Source organism: Nocardioides marmoraquaticus (assembly GCF_054777915.1).
The window spans coordinates 1-17,824 of the sequence record NZ_BAAHAA010000015.1; the positions used below are offsets into that span (position 1 = coordinate 1).

The following is a 17,824-nucleotide window of genomic DNA, read 5'->3' on the forward strand; positions in this document are numbered from 1 at the left end:
GGAACTCTCTCGGGAACGCCTTCGGCATGGTGTACATCCTTCCAGCGCCGACACACATCGACGCAGATCAGATGTCACCGATCAGTGCAGCAGACCCCCCGCAACCGCGGTCCCGGCGTGACGCTGGCCCAGATCGCTCAGGACTTCGGGGTCCATGAGATGACGATCTCGAAGTGGATTCGTCAGGCCGATGTCGAGGACGGCGCAAGGCCCGGAGTCACCACGCAGGAGTCTCGCGAACTGCGTGAGCTCAAGCGTCGCAACCGGCTGCTGGAGCAGGAGAACGAGGTGCTGCGTCGGGCCGCGGCTTACCTGTCCCAGGCCCAGCTACCGGGAAAAGGCTCTACCCGCTCGTGAGAGAGCTCGCCGCGGCCGGCAACCCTGTTCGGGTGCCGGCCGCGGTGGCGTGCCGGGTGCTCAAGCTCCACCGCCAGCACTACTACGCCTGGCTCGCCTGCCCCGTCACCCCCACCGAACTCGAGGAGGCCTACCTCGCGAACGCGGTCTTCCACGCTCACCGCGAGGACCCCGAGTTCGGCTACCGGCTGCTCTTCGACGAAGTCACCGACGCCGGCCACCAGGTCAGTGAGCGGACCGTGCGGAAGATCTGCTCGGCCAACCAGTGGTGGTGCGTGTTCGGCAAGAAGCGCCGCGGAAAGAAGGGTCTGCCCGGCGCACCCGCGCACGACGACCTCGTCCGCCGACGGTTCACCGCACCCGGTCCGAACCAGCTGTGGCTGACCGACATCTCAGAACACCCCACCGCGGTCGGGAAGCTCTACATCTGCGCAGTCAAGGACGTGTGGTCCAACCGGATCGTCGGCTACTCCATCGCCGAGCGGATGACCTCCCAGCTCGCCGTCGACGCCCTTGAGTCTGCCGTCGCACGGCGCATTGCACGGGGCGCATCCGTGGCCGGCTGCACGCTTCACTCGGACCGAGGCGGCCAGTTCAGGAGCAGGAAGCTTCAGCAATCGCTATGGCGTCACCAGATGCTCGGATCGATGGGCCAAGTCGGCTCAGCCGGTGACAACGCAGCTATGGAGAGCTTCTTCAGCCTGCAACGCAACGTGCTGGACCGGCAGAAATGGACCTCCCGCGAAGAGCTCCGCATCGCCATCGTGACCTGGATCGAACGGACCTACCATCGCCGCCGACGCCAAGCCCGACTCGGCCGATTGACCCCCATCGAGTACGAAGCCATCATGACCACGCTGGTCGACCAGGCCGCGTGACCGACTGTCACAGATTGGTGCAGCAGCCCCAGGTCTTGTCAGCGTGTGAGGCCGTCAAGCAGCAATCTTTTGAGCGGAGGGTGACTGACCGTGTCGGTCTTGTCATCATGCCGATCGTAGTAACCAGTGCCCCGTTGGTCCGATGCTGGCTAGACGAGAACGGCGCATTGCAGCTCGCGAAGATCGAGTCTTTCCAGGTGTGGGGCAGTGGTGCTGACGACGAACCCCGGCGCACCTATGTCGTTTCCGAGGCTCGTCTGCCAGAGTTCGCGCAAGGACTCCGCCGGCTCGCGAGGGAGGCGAACCACAGACTGGTCGACCGCGTCCCCTAGAGCGAGCCTTCGACGGATCGTGAAGATGGTCCGAGAGCCGAAAGTCGACCAACGCGGCGGGATCGCGCCGGTCACCTGTGCCGTGGTGGCTGGGAGTTCGCCGCGACGTACTGCTCTCGTAGCTCGACCGGAGTGCGCCCACGGGGGGTCACGTCGACTCCGTGAACTTGAGCCGACTCCCGAATAGCCTTGCCGTCGCTCTTGCCGGCCGACTTCGCACTGGTCCTGCGCGCTGCACATCGTGCGAGCAGCCGCTCTGCTGGTTCGGCGCCACTCGTACTGGTGACTGCCAGCGCACGCACGGCCACGAGCAACTGTGCGCCAACGAGCAGTGCGACCGGTGAATGGAACACCCATAGCCCTCCGACACTGTCCTGATCAGCCACAGACGCTCGGCGGCCGCCACGAGCCGAGTCGCGGCCGCGTGCTGGTCACTATCTTGCAGACGCCCCAATGGGCGACAACGCCCTGGGTCGAACTACTTCTTCCCAAGCAATTTGTGGAAAGCTATCAAGCTGTCTTCGAGTTCATCCTGCTCTTCTTTGGATATCTCGGCGGACACCCCCTCGCCACCCTTCGGGATGGTCCAGGCCTCCTCATCCAGCGGTGAATCTGGTCGCGGTTCGCTCAAGACAAGCCTCCCCAACCACGCTTGTACGCGACCCCGGGATGGCCGAGGCTCACGGCAGTGCTTTGAATAATTCGGTAACATCTACCGACCATTATAACGCCTTTCGTATTTGAAGCAACGCACTACCATCGGCGTCGCGCGAATCTCGAGTAGGTCAGGGTGCGGAGGAGCCACCAATAGATCGAAAAACAGCTGATCGAGGCCATAAATGCGGCTCCGACCTTTGTGGCTAGGTCCCCTCCGAGCAAGACGAATGGCGCCGAGGTCAGGGATGTGAACAAGGTCGCCAAAACAGAGAGGCGGGCTCCGAGAGGCTGGCCTATTGAGAGGGAGGGGGTACTAAAGCCAGCCCACGCGGCGGATGCGACGGGGAGGGTGAATAGTGCGGCTGCAATAAAGCGCGCTTCGGCTGCGCCAACATAGAGACTGCTCACTAAGAGTAGCGTTGCCGCCACCGCTCCGATACTAGCGAAGGCCAGGCTCCCTGGGGGGCGTTCGATGAAAGTAAACTGCACTTCGATCGGGGCTCCGAGTCGACGAGCCCTTCGCACGTAGAAGTGGGCGAAGCGCTGGCCCAGCCTAGGCATCCAGCGGTCGTAGACGCCAGCGTGCTCTAACGCTGCTCTACTCGAGCTAACTAGCTTCTGACTGGCCAGATATGTGTTCTCGGGCCCTACGAACTCCAGGTGGTAGGAACGAGCGTCGCTGGCTAGGGCGCAGGAGATGCGGTATCGCGCGGGCGACGCCGCGAAGGCGGCAAGTATTGCCTTTCGAAACTCGCGCATCTTGCCTCGAAACCCAGTCTTGTCATTCGATGAGGAACTAGGTACAACGAAGTCCTCAATCTTCAGCAGGCGGGTATCCTCGGGGCTCTGAGGAAGCGCTACAACTATGACGTGCCGCGTGGCCAGAACGTCAAGCAGGCGAGCGAGCGACTTCATTTCTTTCGGGTGCGCAACCTTGGCAGATGCCAAGTGGCTCTTGACGGCGCTGAGCGCGGCCTGAACCTTCTCGGGATCGTCGCGCGTCGAGATTGCGGTGAGCGCGTTTCCCTCGATCTTTGTAAACAGATCAGCCGCCGCCGCAGCGCCAGTTTCGGCAAAACACTCCATAAGAACGCGACGCATCACAGCCATCGCAAGCGCAGTCGACTGGAAAAATGTGAGCGTGGTCAGTCCCTTGCCTCCTTCCGAAACGGCGCGGAAGTTTTGGAGGGTGCGTTTGTCCACGATGAGCACGGGGGTGAAGCACGGTGAGTTCGCCGGCACTCGCATCTCATGCTGAATCGTCCGCCTGACCGACCTAGTCTGTGGGGTAAGACGCTCCCGCGTTCGTTGGCGAACGAGATGGGGCAGCACGACGCCTTGCAGATAATGTTCAAGAGCGGTGTCAGTCAGTAACCCGCTGAGCCTCTCTCGCTCCGCGGCAACCTCGCCGCGCTTCAGTTGATGAGGGCGTGCGCCGGTGTTCTTCTTGCTGTAGGCGTAGCGGGCTGCATCTAGCTGATAGTGCGCCAATAAGGCCATGGCCGCGGCGGACAAGGAGGCGATGATGACGTAAACCACAGGCTTGCTGCGGTCCAGAAGAATCAAGAGGGCGCTGGCGACCGACACCAGGCTCAACGCCAGAACGCCTATCGCCTGACGGGAGAATCTGTTCGAGTCCTCCTCTTCGGAGGAGTCCTCCGTGTCCTGCGTGGGCGGCGCAGATCCATCCGGCATGCGCGAAGTGTCCACCAGGGGCGGTGATCTTGTGAAGATCGTGTCTCGCCATGTCCTCCGAGTGCTATCACGCTTGCGCCTAGAAACCGCTGAACTGCATGTTCGACTCGCTCTTGTCAGCTCTCCGGTCTGTCGAGTCCCGCCTCGGATGCCGATTATCCAGCACGAGAGCGAGTCGACGAGTATGTCTATTATTCAGCCGATCCGTTCGAACTGTGCGGGTCGTCGCGGCCCGTCCCGCGACCTGACCCGCATCTCCAACCTCACTGACGTGTAGATCGCCACCGTCAGGGCCGCCGCTGAGGCCGAGGCGGCCCGAGTCGACGGCCTGCGTGCCGTCGCTCGCCGCGCCATGCACGGCGTCGCCATGGTCAGCCAGCTGGAGCAGCAGCTGTCGCAGATGATGCCGCTAGCGACCAGCAGGCTCCAGGCCATCGGAGACATGCACGCCCTGGCCAGCGCCGAGATCGTCGCCGACACTGCACGCTGGCTCGGTCGGTAAGTGTCGTGGGTGCCCTCCTGGCGCTGGCGGTGCTGCTTGCCATCGGGGGCGTGCTCTGGTGGGTCTGTCACGAGGGAAGCCGCTCCATAGCCGACAGTCGAGACCGTCGGCGTCGTGAGGTGCAGCTCCAGCCGATGACCTACGCCGCCGTCATGCAGATGCTGGCCGAGGCCCGGCGCCAGGCGGACAGTTCCGCCACTGGACGGCAAACCCCGGGACGCAAGGAGGGTCGACGGCTCTGGAGACGGCTCACCGAACTGTTCAGCCGTCGCTAAGGACCCGATGGCACGCCGCGTCGGGTTGAACGACCCAAAGCACTCGTCAGGCGGATCACGGAGCGTTTTTCTCTCGTCCGGGGCGCCCGGCGCCACAGCGCGCCTGCCAATCGCTCAGCGTGGAACGGTGCCCGGGGCCGCAGATCGCGGCGGTCGCCGCGCCCCAACCGCTTCGCTCGGGGTCTGGGACGCCGCCTCCGTCCCGATCTGGCGCGTCGCAGGTTCGGCGCGGGGTGCCGCTTCAGCGCCCTGGGCAATACGCTCAGCACGTTGGGCAGGTTGCCTCAACGTAGAAAGGACTTGAGCGGTTGAAGACCTGGCGGGCTGAAGCGGGGGGCGTACTTCCCGACAGTCACCTCAAGAGGGCGATTGCGCAGGAAATCATCACAGGTGCGGAGATCCCTCCGGCCAACATTCAACCGGCCAGCTTGGACCTGCGGCTCGGAGAGGTGGCACATCGCATCCAGTGCAGCTTCCTGCCGGGCAATCGCAAGGTGCAGGAACGGCTCGAGGAGCTGACCACGAACCGACTTGAGTTGTCAGGGGACGGTGCAGTGCTTGAAGTCGGCCTGCCGTACATCATTCCGCTCATGGAGCGTTTGCGGCTACCGCAGCAAATGCGCGCCAGGGCTAATCCAAAGAGTTCAACGGGCCGTGCTGATGTCTTTACCCGCGTACTTACCGACGGTGGCGCGCGATTCGATGACGTGAAGCCCGGGTATGTCGGGCCACTCTATGTTGAGGTCGTGCCGCTGTCCTTCCCGGTTCGCGTGCGTAGCGGCCTGACTCTTAATCAGCTGCGGCTTAGTGTCGGCGACACAACACTGTCCGACGCAGACATCCGTGCGGAGCACGCCGCGCGCAGCCTGTTATCGCTGAACGGCAAACCTGTCAGACGCCAAGACTTGCAGTTGGCAAGCGGTCTATTCGTAGGTCTCAATCTGCGACAACCCAAGTCGCGAGGTGTTGGCTGGAAAGCTAGACGCCCGGCGCCGCTCCTCGATATGACTCGGACTCGCAGCGCCGAGCCGGAACATTTCTGGGAGAAGGTCGAGCGAGTCGAAGGTAACCGTATCATTTTGCAGCCCAACAGCTTCTACTTGCTGATGTCGCAGCAAGAAATCACCATACCGCCGCACCTTGCCGCGGAGATGGCTGCGTACGATCCGACCAGTGGCGAGCTGCGCACGCATTATGCCGGGTTCTTCGACCCAGGCTTTGGTTTTTCGGACACGAGTCCTGGCAGTGGTTCGACGGCCGCCCTGGAGGTACGCGCTCATGATGTGCCTTTCCTAGTCGAGCACGGCCAGCATGTTTGCAAGTTGACCTACGAGCGCATGCTGGAGCCCCCGTCGCAGTTATACGGCAGCGCCACGTCGGGATCGAACTATCAAGGGCAGACCGAGACACTGGGCAAGCACTTCGCAACTTTTCGCGAACCCCAGGACCGCCGAGAATCGGCTGATGTCCAGATGCCTAGCGGCGACGTACAGCTGAACCTGCCGACAGGTGACCTATGAGTGGCCCGCCCGACTCAAGTGAATGCCTGGGACCAGCCGATGTCGGCAAATTCTTCCGAGACGCCGTGAACGATGTCGACTACGCCTGTGAATATGATCCGCGACGCGACACGTATACGTGGGTAATCATCCCACCGGTTGATGAAGACTAACTTCGTCGGGCCGCACAGCGTGGCCACGGTGGCGAGAGAGTGGGCGAGCGTCGTCAAGCGAGGCAGGGACAGGCGCGGGGGGCTCCTGTAGCGCTGACGACTGGGCCCGGGCGCAGGGTGCCGGCGGTTGGTCACGGGTGTACTTGTCTTGATGAACGTTGAGCAGGGCGTTCGAAACGTCCGTGGGCAACACGAGATTGACAATGGCTCGCTACCGCTCGAGGCAGGAACGCCAGGGCCACGAGGAGTCGCTAGGATGGACTCGCACTGGGAATCGGAGTCGGCAACAGGCTCTTGCTCATGGCCTCAATCGCCGAGGCGAGCGCGCTGATAGTTGCGAGTCACAACCGATGGTCCTCCGTGAGTATGGCGACGTATTCCCAACCTGGCCGCGCTCAGACGCGGCTGGCGGTTTCTCGCCACATCATTCCGTTTCGCGCCGGACACGTCCTGGGCGTCCTAGGTTGCCAACACCCGTCGCACCTTCGACGGAGATCTTCACGGCGTTGCCCACGCCGTTCGGTCTGTTGGAGGACCCGTGCTCAGTGCTTCATTTCGCCGCTTCAGCCCCGTACCCGCGCTCGCTGCCCTGCTGATCAGCAGCTCGCTCGTCGCAATCCCAGTGAGCGCGAATGCAGAGCCTGAGGGGTCTGCGGCGGTGGAAACGGATCAGGAGCCGGAGCCCCAGGACCGTAACGGCGAGCTGGCTGCGGAGGCTCGCAGCTCCGGTGAGCGCGTGGAGGATGTCGAGAGCCGCACGGAGACGACACAGGTCTTCGTCAACCCGGACGGCACCGTCACCACTGAAATTGCATCGGGCCCCGTGCGCGCGCAGAACGCGGACGGCGACTGGGCAGACATCGACACCACGCTTGTCGAGGTAGAGGGAGGCTGGGCGCCGGCCAATGCCGCCAGTAGCTTTGCCATCCCTAGCGGCGGGTCGACGTTCGCGGACATGACAGTCGAGGGACGTGACATGAGCTGGCAGTGGCCGAGCGCCCTGCCGGAGCCGGTTATTGAAGGATCGACCGCCACCTATCCCGACGTGGTCGAGAACGGCGACCTAGTTGTCACCGCGACAGCCACTGGTTTCCGCCACGACATCGTGCTGCGCGAGGCGCCCACGAAGCCGGTCACATTCGAGATCCCCATCGTCGCTCCCCAGACGCGGGTCAAGGAAGAGGGCGACGGCAGCTTCACGGTCGAGACCTCGACGGGACGCGACCTGGTGACCTCCGCGCCGCCGATTATGTACGACGCCGACGTCGACGCCTCGGGCGAACCCGCGGACGTTGCTCCCGTGGATGCCCAGATCACGCGCACCACCCAGGGCGGTGTCATGACCCTAGCGCCGAGCCAGGAGCACCTCACCGACCCCGACACGACTTACCCGGTCACGGTGGACCCTTCGTTTACCGACACCCCGAGCGGTGACAACTGGGTCGACAGCGACGCACCTAACACTGGCTACCCGCATATGGATCGGCTGCACGTCGGCTACATGGCTGGCGGCAAGCGTCGCGCGTTCGTCCGTTTCAACAATGGGGCCGGCCCCTGGACGGGCCAAGAGGTCCTCGACGCCAAACTGGTGATGGAGAACTTCGACACTAGCTCGTGCTCTACCGGCACCATGCGCGTCTTCCGTGTCACAAGCCCCTGGCAGAACGACAGTCTCATTTGGAACAATCAGCCGGGTGCCACGCTTGACGGTATGGCCTCGACCTCGGTGGCCAAGGGAGCCAGTGGTTGCCCCGCCGGCAGCGTCGAGTGGGACGTCACCGAAATTGTCGATCACTGGACCTCGACCGATACCTCCAACAACCCCACGAACTTCGGGTTCCGAATCAACGCTGCTTCCGAGGCCTCGGGCGGCGGCTGGCGGTCCTACCGATCTGCCAATGAGGCGACAGGCAAACCTCGTCTCATCGTCAACACACTCGCCGCGCCTAGCACTACGTCGTACGGGGTTGACGAGTACATGCTGGAGGACCTTAAGAGGGTAGCCCAGTCTGAGGGAGTCTCTCTTGACGAAGCGGTAGCGAGATGGGGTTGGCAGAACGAGTTTGCAGATATTGTCGAAGAGATGAGCGAGACTCACCCCGAATCGTTCTCCTCTGCAGGCATAAATGAGTCGGGTGAGGTTGGCGGCACGATCTCCTTCACCAGCGATGCCCCGTCTGCTATCCAGTCCGAAGTAGACGTTGCGACCGACGATCTTCCCGTAGACATTGCCGTGGAGACCGACGCGACGTATACGCAGTCGGAAGAACTCTACGTTGTTACGCAAGCTCGCATCGCTGTCGAAAATGCCAGCGGCAGGACTGACGTCTCAACCGAATATGATGAAGTTGCAAACATTGTGCAGGCGACGGTAGGTGGAGGCGGGAGCCTGTCGGAGTCTAGCGTCGAAGCAGATGTCGCCGATCAACTAGATAACACGCTGCCCCCGATCGAGGTGCCGGGCGTAGAGGTCACCCTCCTAACGGGCAGCGCTGGTGTCAGCGAGACACTTCGAGGCGGAGCGAAGATCGCCAATGCCTCGGGGGCGTTCTGTACTTCCGGGTGGCCCGTTAAGGTCTTCGACCAACCGGAGTACGGGCTCGTAACGGCTGAGCACTGCCCGAATGACGCCACAATTTACTCCGGCCGCAGCGGCGCCTTGCGAGACGCATCCAAGAAACTTCCTGAGGCGAAGGGTGACATTCAGTATCACCGTGCCGGCAATGAAGGCGTCGGCAAGGCGTTCTACTACCAAGTAGGCAGGAAGCGGCTTGCGCTCGGTGTTAAGAAAGCCGTAAAGGGACAGTTCGTGTGCGTGTTCGGACGCACATCAAACGGCTCCCGCGAATATCATGGCGAACAGCTTCCCACGTGCTCGACTATACGGAAGGTGAATACGTCGGCGAGGGGCTACGACGGGCTGGCTTCACTCGGCAGCCACGTAACGAAGCCGGGCGACAGCGGCGGTCCTTGGTACTCGGGCGGGTATGCTTACGGCGTCCATTCTGGTACCCACGTGCGTCGCTGGGTCACTAGGAGCCAGTTTACGCCCGTGTATGGGAACCTCTTGGACATGGGTCTTATTCTCAACTATTGAGAGCGACTGAGAGGTCGTGGATAGATGCGCACCGTACTGTGGGCGGCCGGGGCTGGCGTCGGGGCGATGGCCGTCTTAGCTGTACTCGCCATTGCACACGGGGATAGCAAGAACCCTCGCTCCGTCGAGACCCCTGGAGGAGTCGTCTTGATTGCCGGCCCGACCGAAGACAATATGGAGGCCGCATTTCAAGGCCGGCTGGAATTCACTGCGGACGGTTGTCTAGGACTTGCGGGACCGGGACAGGCAGAAGCTCAAACAGTGCTGATCTTCCCAGCTAACGCAGCCGTGGTCGAATCAAGCCCCCTGAAGATCGAAGTCAATGGCAAGGTCGTGCGAATCGGCCAATCCTTCAGTGGTGGCGGCGGGTATGTAAGCGATCCCGGAGAGAGCGAGCTGATACCAGAGATTCCGAACAGCTGCCTTGGGCAAGAAGTATTTCTGGTATCCACGGACTAGCCGCTAGCTGATCAATCTAGCGGTGGCCTACTTCGCGAGAGTCGCTTCCGCTGGCAGGTGCCTCCAGTGGACGGCTCGACGGCTGGCTCATCGCATCGTTGCCCGTTTCTGAGATCGCAACGCCCGCTCTTCTGAGAATTCTTCGATGGCCCAGCAAGTCGATTCCCGGCTAGGATCCGTCGAAGATGACGCGCGGCCTATCAGCACTGGTCGCGGCCAGCACCCGATCAGTGATCTCGGCGGGCAGCCGGCTGGATGCCAGCAGCTCGTTGAAGTCAATCCCGCTCTCAATCATGAGCGATCGAGCCATGCCAAGCAGCTGTGGCGACTCCGCCGGCCCAAGCGGGCCGGGCTCCGGGAGGCCCCAGATCGAGAGTTGCTGGTTCGCCCGCCGGTAAGACGCGTCCGACAGACGCCCCAGCGCATGCGCGCGGTAGACGAGGGACTTGAGACTCACGCCCCATGTCCGCTTGAGGTCGTGGAAGGTCGGCCAATCGATGCGGCGAGGCAAGTCATCGATGATCTGTTCGCGAGGCATCAAAAACTCGGCGGCGAACATCTGAGCTTGACTCTCGACCACCTTGGAACCCGGCTCGATGTCCGGGTGCAGCAGCAGGTGCCCGAGCTCGTGCGCTGCGTCAAAGCGACTGCGTGCGCGGTCTTCTCGACCCTGACTTAAGAACACCAACGGTCGGCTACCCGAGTCGGTCGAGAAGGCGTTGACAGCTCGATCCGTCTTGTCGGGCAACCGCATCGTCACGATGCCGTGTGCCTCGAGAAGCTGAACGACGTTCCCGACTGGTCCGGGCGCAAGACCCCAATGGTGTCGCGCCGCGGCGGCAGCAGTAGCGATGTCGTCTGCATCGACTTGTTCCGGCACTAGGACATCGGGCAGAGAGCGCTCTGGTAGGTCGACGTACTCCGAGACCAGCTCGACTAACTCAAGACATAGCTCGCCATATGCGAGGGCTTGTTCGCGCGACATAGCCGTCGTCGATCTCAAGGATCGGAAGTGTGCGTGAGCGGCCGGAAGCGGCCGAAGCGGGCGACCAGCCCCGAAGAACTCTCGCGGCAATCCCAACGCAAGGGCGAGGTCACGTAGTACGCCCTGGGTGGGCTTCGTCTGATTCCGCTCGTACTGAGCTATGGCGGTCGGCGTGAGGTCTACTGCCCGGGCCAGGGCCGACTTCGTCAACCGGCGCAGTCGGCGGGCGACGGTTAGGCGTGTTCCATCGAAGTCAGTTGAGTCAGCTGGCGGGCGGCCAGGTCGGGATTGCTTCGTCATGACGACGCTCCCGTACCCGCGTCACCCCCGTGTGCTGGGCGCTTGCCGTGTGTCTTCAACGTGATCTTGGGAGTCGGAGACGACTGCTCATCGAAGCTCGGCCTGCGCGGTCCCGTGTGGCCGCCATTAGCTTCAGCCTTGCTGGACTCGTCGTGCCACAGCGCCCGCCATGCACCAAATGCCATCTCTCCCGCCGTCGGGACAGCGAGCCATCCAGACGTCAGCGGCAGGTCACGCTCACCCGCCCAGAGCACCATGAAGTTGCGAAGATGGCCTCGCGCCGGTCTACGACCGAGGTCAAACTCCAGCTGCCCATCGGGAGGTGTCGTGTAGCCGGAGAGCGCGCGCGAGTTCTCGAGTGCGAAGTCGTTTCGGACTTGACTCTCGTACTCCCAGTCACGGAAGCGATCCCACCTGGGCGACCTTCCGTGCTGCATGGGAACTTTCATGACGGCGATACGGAGATATGCGAGCTGCATCATGAGGGTGTCCCGCGGCGTAGACACCACGAGGCCGGGCACCTCCCAGCGGTCCTCGCTGGCGACACCTGCATCCCCGTGGAAGCGACGCTTAGCTCGTTCGCGAATGTTTTCACTGCACTGGATGCCAAGGGACTTTGCGGTGTCGCCGAGCTCGTCCGGCTCGAACCGCCCCAAGTTGTCGGACCAGACGTCTTGCAGGAGCGCTCGGAGGAGCTCAGTTAGACCAGAGTCGGCAAGTCCGGACACCGCAGTGTCGAGGTCACGGTCGATTGCCTCTTGCGCGTGAGTCACGTAAGACATGAAAGCACAGCGGACGTGTGGAGGCGGTGCTTGACAGCCGGTGAGCGCAAACATTGCTCAAAACTGAAGCATCGCGCTTGCGCTGCCGCCAGCGACATGCTGGAGTTGGCGCTGAGCACGGAGGCCCCGGCCGGGGCATCCCGGGCCGAGGCCTCACGCTTCCGTTGGAGTCGGAGCGGCGAGGTTATCCGCTCACGTGGTCTCTCACCAAGAGGGGCCAGTGGATTTCGAGGGCCGGGTGGTAGTGCTCGGAAGGAGCACCAGTAATGGGACGCAGCGTGAGCAGGAGCGCCAAGACCGGGAAGTTCGTCAGCAAGGCCACCGTGGCGCGGTGGTCCGGCAAGACGACGACGGAGCGGGTCGGGAGCGGGACGGGCAACAAGCGGACCGTCAACCGGTCGGCATCAAGCGGCCGGTTCATGACCGGCGCGACCGTGAAGCGCAATCCGGACGGCACCATCCAGCAGCAGGTCTGACCAAGACGGGGAGGCGCTCCGGGGAAACTCGGGGCGCCAAACCGATCGATGCCTCTCTTGCACAAGTCGTGATGCACGCCGCTGCATCTGGGCTCCGTGGCGTTGCGGGATGCGGTTGTGTAGCCGCTCGCAGCTCCTCAATATTTTGGCTTTCTGAAAATTTCTGTAAAATGCAAGTACTGAGAAACCTGGCTTAAGGAGGTAAAGCATGACTGACGAAAAGAAGCGTGTAATCACACTGATGGTGAACGGCCGACCCAGGGAGTGGCGCGATAAAGAAATCTCGTTCGAGGCAGTCGCCGCGCTCGCCTATCCGGAGCCGCCGTTCGGCGGCAATGTCGAGTACACCATTGGCTATCGGCGAGGTGAAGGCAACAAGCCTGAAGGGACCTTGACTGAAGGGAAGTCGGTCAAGATCAAGGACGGGATGATCTTCGATGTCACTCCTACTGATCTCTCGTAGCGAAGACCTCTCGCAACTACATGCCGAGGGATACGACATCCAGATCCGCGCAAATTACTTGATAGTGCGGTCTGTGCCCTACGTGGACGGAGACCAGAGCGTTCGCCGAGGAACGCTCATGTGCCCGCTCGAGCTTGCCAACGACCGGACAGTCCCGCCTGGCGATCACACCATGATGTTCGAGGGAGCCCGACCGTACACGTCCTCTGGCCAGCCACTGACCATCGTGGCAAGCGAAGGTCGACAGGAGCCGGCGCGCGGCATTGCGTATGATTTCGTGTTCTCTCGCAAGCCGACCGATAACAATAACCGGTACCGTGACTTCTACCACAAGGTGACCACGTATGTTCGGTTCCTTGAGCAGCACGCGCAAGAGATCGATGCGCAGGTTACGGCGCGGACCAATACGTTCGAGCTGGAGGCCGATGAGTCCTCGGTGTTTCGCTACAGCGATACGGCGACAACCAGGGCGAAGCTCGAGCACGTGACAGAGAAGTTGTCGTCGGACCGCGTGGCAATTGTCGGCCTTGGCGGTACCGGGTCCTACGTCTTGGACCTGGTAGCCAAGACGCCGGTACGTGAAATTCACCTGTTCGACGGAGATCGCTTCATTCAGCACAACGCTTTCCGGGCACCGGGAGCTCCCGCGGGCGAGCAACTCGAAGCGATCCCCGCGAAGGTTGAGCACTTCGAGGCGATCTACAGCAATATGCACCGAGGGATCGTGATGCATCCGTACTTCATCGATGAGACGAATGTGTCCGAACTGGCGGATATGTCGTTCGTCTTCGTCGCTGTCGACGACGGGTCCGCCCGACGTCTAATCACCGATACTTTGGGTGCCCAGCAAACCCCGTTCGTCGATGTAGGCATGGGGCTCTACGAGACCGACGCGCAGCTAGGAGGGCAGCTGCGGGTAACCACCAGCACGCCGACCAATCGCGAGCAGGCGCGTTCGCGCATGCCCATGGCGGCGAAGGACCCCAACAACCAGTACGCAGCCAACATTCAGATCGCAGACCTGAACGCTCTCAACGCCGTGCTGGCGGTGATCAAGTGGAAGAAGTTGCTGGGTTTTTACCAGGACACCGATCACGAGCGAAACACCGTGTACGTGGTCGGTGGCAACGCACTCATCAATGAGGACTGTGCATGACGCCGAGAGAGTCGTACACCCACGAGATAGTTGAGTTCATTCCGGAGACGCTCCAGCCGGGCGTGCTCTACGTCTCGTTCGTCTACGCCACGGCCGCGCACAGATGCATGTGTGGTTGCGGCTACGAGGTGAACACGCCGCTCTCCCCGGCACAGTGGCGGCTGAGCTACGACGGCCGATCGATGTCGATCTGCCCTTCGATCGGTAACTGGAGCTTCGAGTGCGAGTCTCACTACTGGCTCGAGGGCGGCAGCGTTGAGTGGGCGGGCCGCTGGTCTAGGGAGAAGGTCGCCGTGGGCCGCGCTAACCGACGGCGCAGCATGCAGCGCTTGTACGGTGAACTGCCACCGGATGAGCCGAGCACCCCGCGACCCAAGGAGGGCCGACGGCCCTGGGGACGACTCACCAAACTGTTCAGCCGTCGCTAGGGCCCTATGGCACACCGCAATGGTTGAGCGGACCGAGGTGACGGCGCCCGAACCCGGTGCCTCTCCCGTCTTGGCTGCCCGGCACCGCGACGCGACTTCCAATATGTGTGCCGTGTAGTGACGCCCTAGGGCACCCTGTACATCTGTAGCGGCTGCTCTACGAACCTGACATAAATCGGGTTTGCCGCAGATGCCATAGCCCTTTCGGATCATTGATTCGCGGGGAGGTGGATTCGTACGGTCTGGCCGCACACGTTCGTGGATCTCGGCCTCGTTCTGTCTTGAGCGACCTAGCCGGCCACGCTTAGAACACCTGGGGCCGGCACATGCGTGCTACCAACTCATCTTCGCTGCTCTCCCGCGCTGCGCTGCTGTCTGCGCTCTTCGCTGTTGCCTTCGCTGGCTCACCGGTCATCGCCGAAGCGGCTGAGCCAGAGTCGGAACAGGCAGCAGAGGAGGCGACCGCCGAGGTGGACGAACGGCCCGACGCCGTCTCGGCCATGACGACCGCCCGGGTCACCAAGCGGCGCGTGGAGGATGTGTCGCAGCGGACGGAGACGACACAAACCTTCGCCGAGCCGGACGGCAGCTGGACGACGGAGGAGGCGACGGGTCCCGTTCGCGCTCAGGACCCGGAGTCAGGGGAGTGGGCACCGATCGATCCGGCGCTCGAGACGGTTGACGGCGGCATCGCGCCAGCCAGCGCGGTCGGCGGCTTGGTTCTGTCCGACGGCGGCGACAAGACCTTCGCGCGCATGGAGGTTGACGGCCGAGAGCTCGAGTGGCGCTGGCCAACGACCCTGCCCACGCCGTCAGTCGAGGGGGACACCGCTACCTACGCCGACGTCGTCGAGAACGGCGATCTGGTGGTGACGGCAACGGCGTCGGGCTTCCAGCACGACATCGTGCTCCGCGAGGCACCGAGCGATCCAGTTTCCTTCAGCATCCCCGTCGTGACTGGTGGCGGGCCGAAGGTGCGAGAAGACGCCGAGACCGGCAGCCTAGCTGTGAGGACCGGCGACGGCACCGAGCTGGTGACCGCCCCGCAGCCGGTGATGTACGACGCCGCCGTCGACGAGTTGGGGGACCCGGCAACCCTGCAGCCGGTCGACGCCGCCATCACGCAGACGCCGAGTGGCAGTGTGCTCAAGCTGTCGCCGGCTGCAGACTTCTTGACCGACCCGGAAACGGAGTACCCGGTGGTCATCGACCCGTCGTGGTCGGCAACCCCGAACGGTGACGCCTGGGTGCAGCAGGACGCACCGAACACCAACTACCAGACCAGCCAGGAGCTGCGGGTCGGCACCCGAAACGGCGGCGCCAACCGGTTCCGCTCGTTCGTGCGATTCGCAATCGGTGGAGCTCCCTGGAAGGGCGCCAAGATCACCTCGGCCTCGCTGGTCCTGCGCAACTTCGAGACCGATACCTGCAACGGCGGCGCCATTCGGATCCACCGCCTCACCGAGCAGTTCTCGGCAACTAGCGTCACCTGGAACAACCAGCCCACCGTCACCAGCTTCGGCGCAGACGACACCTCAGTCGCAAAGGGCTACTCCGGATGCGCGGCCGGCGATGTCTCCTGGGACGCCACCTACATCACCCAGATCTGGGCCGATAACGTCGCGGACCCGTTTGGCTTCCGCGTGAGTGCGGTCAGCGAGACCAACAACAACACGTGGCGCAAGTACCGCTCTGCTAACGCTCCAGACCTCAAGCCCCGCCTGGTGGTGAACTACACCCGCTACCCGAACACGCCCACCGGGCTCACCATGACGCCGTCGCTGAACGAGTTCGTTGGCTCGACGACGCCGAAGCTTTCGGCGAACGTCAGTGACGCCGACGGCGGGACTGTCAGGGCGCGGTTCGACTTCTACAAGGCGAGCGCCCCGGGCGTTCTCGATTTTTCGGTTGACGGATCGACGGTCTCTAGTGGCGGAACCTCAACGGCCACTGTGCCGGCAGGCAAGCTCGCTAACGGCGCGGGCTACACCGTCAAGGCCTACGCCAACGACGGCGTTGTTGCTTCCGGCAAGAACGCTACGTCCGGAGGCTTCGTTGAGCGGGCATTCACGGTCGACGACAGCGTCCCGTCGGCGATCGTGACCAGCACCGGGTACAGCAACGGTCAGTGGGCTACCACGAAGCCAGCGAGCAACACCTTCACCCTGGACGGTGACTTGAGCACCCGATCGTTCAACGTGACGCAGGACGACCAGTCAACGGTGGTCACTGCCGATTCGAACGGTGACGCCACGCTTTCTTGGAACCCCGAGATTGGGGCGCACCAGCTCACCGTGGCACCTGTGAGTCGAGCGGGAGCCGCTGGCAATCCAGTGGCGTTCGGCTTTGGCAGCGGCGGCACGTCAGCCATCACGCGACCGGCCGAGGGCGACCGGTCGTCGTCGACCTTCCCGGTCGAGGCCTCTGGCCCGGCAGGAGCGACGTCAGCAAAGGTGCAGTGGCGTTTCGCCCCTGACACCACCGGGACACCTGACCCCAATGCCGGCTGGGCCGATGCCACAGGTGTCACACTGGCCAACGGTTCGAACTGGTCCGGCTCTGTCTCGGGCACCGGTACCTCCGCGACCCCCGGCCTGATTTGGGACGCAGCCGCCGAGTCCGGTATCAGTTCGACGGCCCTGGTCGAGGTCCGCGTCGTCTTTACCTATCCCGGATCGACGAAGCCGTCGCCTTTGCGCCGCATCACGGTGGTGCCGCACGCCTTCGGTGGTTCGTTCCCGACTGATGAGGCTGGGCCCGGCCAGGTGGCGCTGTTCACGGGCGAGCTCGAGCTAAGTGAGGCGGACGTCAGCGTCCCGGGTTACGGCGGCGACCTGTCGCTGGGGCGCTCGCACCTGTCCATGGCTGGAACCCCATCCGGCCCGGCGGGCGTCTTCGGGCCCGGGTGGAAGGCCGGTCTCGCCGGACCCGACGAAGGGGTCGCCAGCCTCATCGTGACCGACCACACCGCAAGTGATGGATCAATCGTCTTCAACGCCCCCGACGGTGCTTCCTACACCTACCGGCACACCAGCGGCACGGCCGGTGCGCAGCAGACTGGAAGCTACGTTGGGGTCGGCGAGACCGCTCTCGATAACGACCGGCTCAGCCTCTCGATCGCAACCGAGCCCGGTCTGACGCACAGGCTGACGTTGACCGAAAACGACGGCGGTAAGACCGTCTGGATTCGCACCACGGGCGGTAACGGCGTCGACCCCACCTGAGTCACCGAGCAGATCGTCGGTGCAGAGTCGACGTCGACGACGACGTTCGCCCACGATGCGGCCGGCCGTGTCACGTGGGTTTTCGC

At 63.1% G+C, this 17,824-nt stretch carries 14 protein-coding genes and 1 pseudogene; 10 read left to right on the forward strand and 5 right to left on the reverse strand.

The features are described from left to right. Positions 1-66: 66 nt before the first annotated feature. A protein-coding gene (locus ACYU8I_RS12195; protein ID WP_460841302.1) for an IS3 family transposase occupies positions 67-1,235 on the forward strand; the annotation gives its coding sequence in 2 pieces (ribosomal slippage) (positions 67-333 and positions 336-1,235; 1,167 coding nt in all). Between the two features lie 403 nt (positions 1,236-1,638). Here the strand turns inward: ACYU8I_RS12195 and ACYU8I_RS12200 are convergent. Next, positions 1,639-1,953 carry an Lsr2 family DNA-binding protein gene (locus ACYU8I_RS12200; protein WP_460841115.1) on the reverse strand — a complete coding sequence of 105 codons (315 nt, stop codon included), beginning with the start codon at positions 1,951-1,953 and terminating at the stop codon, positions 1,639-1,641. 367 nt (positions 1,954-2,320) lie between these two features. Next, positions 2,321-3,919 (reverse strand): hypothetical protein, encoded by a 1,599-nt coding sequence (locus ACYU8I_RS12205; protein WP_460841117.1) that lies wholly within the window; start codon positions 3,917-3,919, stop codon positions 2,321-2,323. A gap of 367 nt (positions 3,920-4,286) precedes the next feature. Between ACYU8I_RS12205 and ACYU8I_RS12210 the strand changes: the two genes are divergently transcribed. From ACYU8I_RS12210 to ACYU8I_RS12225, 4 genes are all read left to right on the forward strand, one after another. Then, the gene (locus ACYU8I_RS12210) at positions 4,287-4,421 is read left to right on the forward strand and encodes a hypothetical protein (RefSeq protein ID WP_460841119.1); all 135 of its coding nucleotides are present in this window, start codon (positions 4,287-4,289) and stop codon (positions 4,419-4,421) included. Between the two features lie 583 nt (positions 4,422-5,004). After that, positions 5,005-6,216 (forward strand): 2'-deoxycytidine 5'-triphosphate deaminase, encoded by a 1,212-nt coding sequence (locus ACYU8I_RS12215; RefSeq protein WP_460841121.1) that lies wholly within the window; start codon positions 5,005-5,007, stop codon positions 6,214-6,216. Between the two features lie 690 nt (positions 6,217-6,906). Then, complete coding sequence (locus ACYU8I_RS12220; RefSeq protein WP_460841123.1) at positions 6,907-9,465, forward strand: DNRLRE domain-containing protein; 2,559 nt, start codon at positions 6,907-6,909, stop codon at positions 9,463-9,465. A 24-nt stretch (positions 9,466-9,489) separates the two neighbouring features. Beyond that, positions 9,490-9,924 carry a hypothetical protein gene (locus ACYU8I_RS12225; protein ID WP_460841125.1) on the forward strand — a complete coding sequence of 145 codons (435 nt, stop codon included), beginning with the start codon at positions 9,490-9,492 and terminating at the stop codon, positions 9,922-9,924. A gap of 169 nt (positions 9,925-10,093) precedes the next feature. On the opposite strand, the gene ACYU8I_RS12230 is transcribed toward ACYU8I_RS12225, so the two are convergent. The 3 genes and pseudogenes from ACYU8I_RS12230 to ACYU8I_RS12240 all read right to left on the reverse strand — a co-directional run bounded on the left by ACYU8I_RS12230 (position 10,094) and on the right by ACYU8I_RS12240 (position 11,991). Continuing rightward, positions 10,094-10,927 carry an ImmA/IrrE family metallo-endopeptidase gene (locus ACYU8I_RS12230; protein ID WP_460841305.1) on the reverse strand — a complete coding sequence of 278 codons (834 nt, stop codon included), beginning with the start codon at positions 10,925-10,927 and terminating at the stop codon, positions 10,094-10,096. Positions 10,928-10,996: 69 nt separating this feature from the next. Beyond that, positions 10,997-11,209 (reverse strand): annotated as a pseudogene (locus tag ACYU8I_RS12235) (helix-turn-helix domain-containing protein); the annotation flags it as partial. Then, positions 11,206-11,991 carry a hypothetical protein gene (locus ACYU8I_RS12240; protein ID WP_460841126.1) on the reverse strand — a complete coding sequence of 262 codons (786 nt, stop codon included), beginning with the start codon at positions 11,989-11,991 and terminating at the stop codon, positions 11,206-11,208. The pseudogene ACYU8I_RS12235 and the gene ACYU8I_RS12240, both read right to left, overlap by 4 nt. Positions 11,992-12,257: 266 nt before the next feature. On the opposite strand from ACYU8I_RS12240, the gene ACYU8I_RS12245 reads away from it, so the two are divergent. The 5 genes from ACYU8I_RS12245 to ACYU8I_RS12265 all read left to right on the forward strand — a co-directional run bounded on the left by ACYU8I_RS12245 (position 12,258) and on the right by ACYU8I_RS12265 (position 17,738). Further along, the gene (locus ACYU8I_RS12245) at positions 12,258-12,467 is read left to right on the forward strand and encodes a hypothetical protein (protein WP_460841128.1); all 210 of its coding nucleotides are present in this window, start codon (positions 12,258-12,260) and stop codon (positions 12,465-12,467) included. 208 nt (positions 12,468-12,675) lie between these two features. Further along, positions 12,676-12,930 (forward strand): multiubiquitin domain-containing protein, encoded by a 255-nt coding sequence (locus ACYU8I_RS12250; protein WP_460841130.1) that lies wholly within the window; start codon positions 12,676-12,678, stop codon positions 12,928-12,930. After that, positions 12,905-14,086, forward strand: coding sequence for a ThiF family adenylyltransferase (locus ACYU8I_RS12255; RefSeq protein WP_460841131.1), 1,182 nt, complete (start codon positions 12,905-12,907; stop codon positions 14,084-14,086). The genes ACYU8I_RS12250 and ACYU8I_RS12255 overlap by 26 nt, the downstream gene beginning before the upstream one ends. Then, positions 14,083-14,514 carry a DUF6527 family protein gene (locus tag ACYU8I_RS12260; RefSeq protein ID WP_460841133.1) on the forward strand — a complete coding sequence of 144 codons (432 nt, stop codon included), beginning with the start codon at positions 14,083-14,085 and terminating at the stop codon, positions 14,512-14,514. Before ACYU8I_RS12255 ends, ACYU8I_RS12260 begins: the two co-directional genes overlap by 4 nt. A gap of 326 nt (positions 14,515-14,840) precedes the next feature. Continuing rightward, complete coding sequence (locus ACYU8I_RS12265) at positions 14,841-17,738, forward strand: DNRLRE domain-containing protein (protein WP_460841134.1); 2,898 nt, start codon at positions 14,841-14,843, stop codon at positions 17,736-17,738. The last annotated feature ends 86 nt before the right edge of the window (positions 17,739-17,824 follow it).

What these genes read in the sequence shown, in the direction of transcription:
- ACYU8I_RS12205 (WP_460841117.1), bottom strand. Translation starts at nt 3,919, where the DNA reads ATGCCGGATGGATCTGCGCCGCCCACGCAGGACACGGAGGACTCCTCC.
- ACYU8I_RS12255 (WP_460841131.1), top strand. Translation starts at nt 12,905, where the DNA reads ATGTCACTCCTACTGATCTCTCGTAGCGAAGACCTCTCGCAACTACAT.
- ACYU8I_RS12245 (WP_460841128.1), top strand. Translation starts at nt 12,258, where the DNA reads ATGGGACGCAGCGTGAGCAGGAGCGCCAAGACCGGGAAGTTCGTCAGC.
- ACYU8I_RS12225 (WP_460841125.1), top strand. Translation starts at nt 9,490, where the DNA reads ATGCGCACCGTACTGTGGGCGGCCGGGGCTGGCGTCGGGGCGATGGCC.
- ACYU8I_RS12250 (WP_460841130.1), top strand. Translation starts at nt 12,676, where the DNA reads ATGACTGACGAAAAGAAGCGTGTAATCACACTGATGGTGAACGGCCGA.
- ACYU8I_RS12210 (WP_460841119.1), top strand. Translation starts at nt 4,287, where the DNA reads ATGGTCAGCCAGCTGGAGCAGCAGCTGTCGCAGATGATGCCGCTAGCG.
- ACYU8I_RS12240 (WP_460841126.1), bottom strand. Translation starts at nt 11,991, where the DNA reads ATGTCTTACGTGACTCACGCGCAAGAGGCAATCGACCGTGACCTCGAC.
- ACYU8I_RS12265 (WP_460841134.1), top strand. Translation starts at nt 14,841, where the DNA reads ATGCGTGCTACCAACTCATCTTCGCTGCTCTCCCGCGCTGCGCTGCTG.
- ACYU8I_RS12260 (WP_460841133.1), top strand. Translation starts at nt 14,083, where the DNA reads ATGACGCCGAGAGAGTCGTACACCCACGAGATAGTTGAGTTCATTCCG.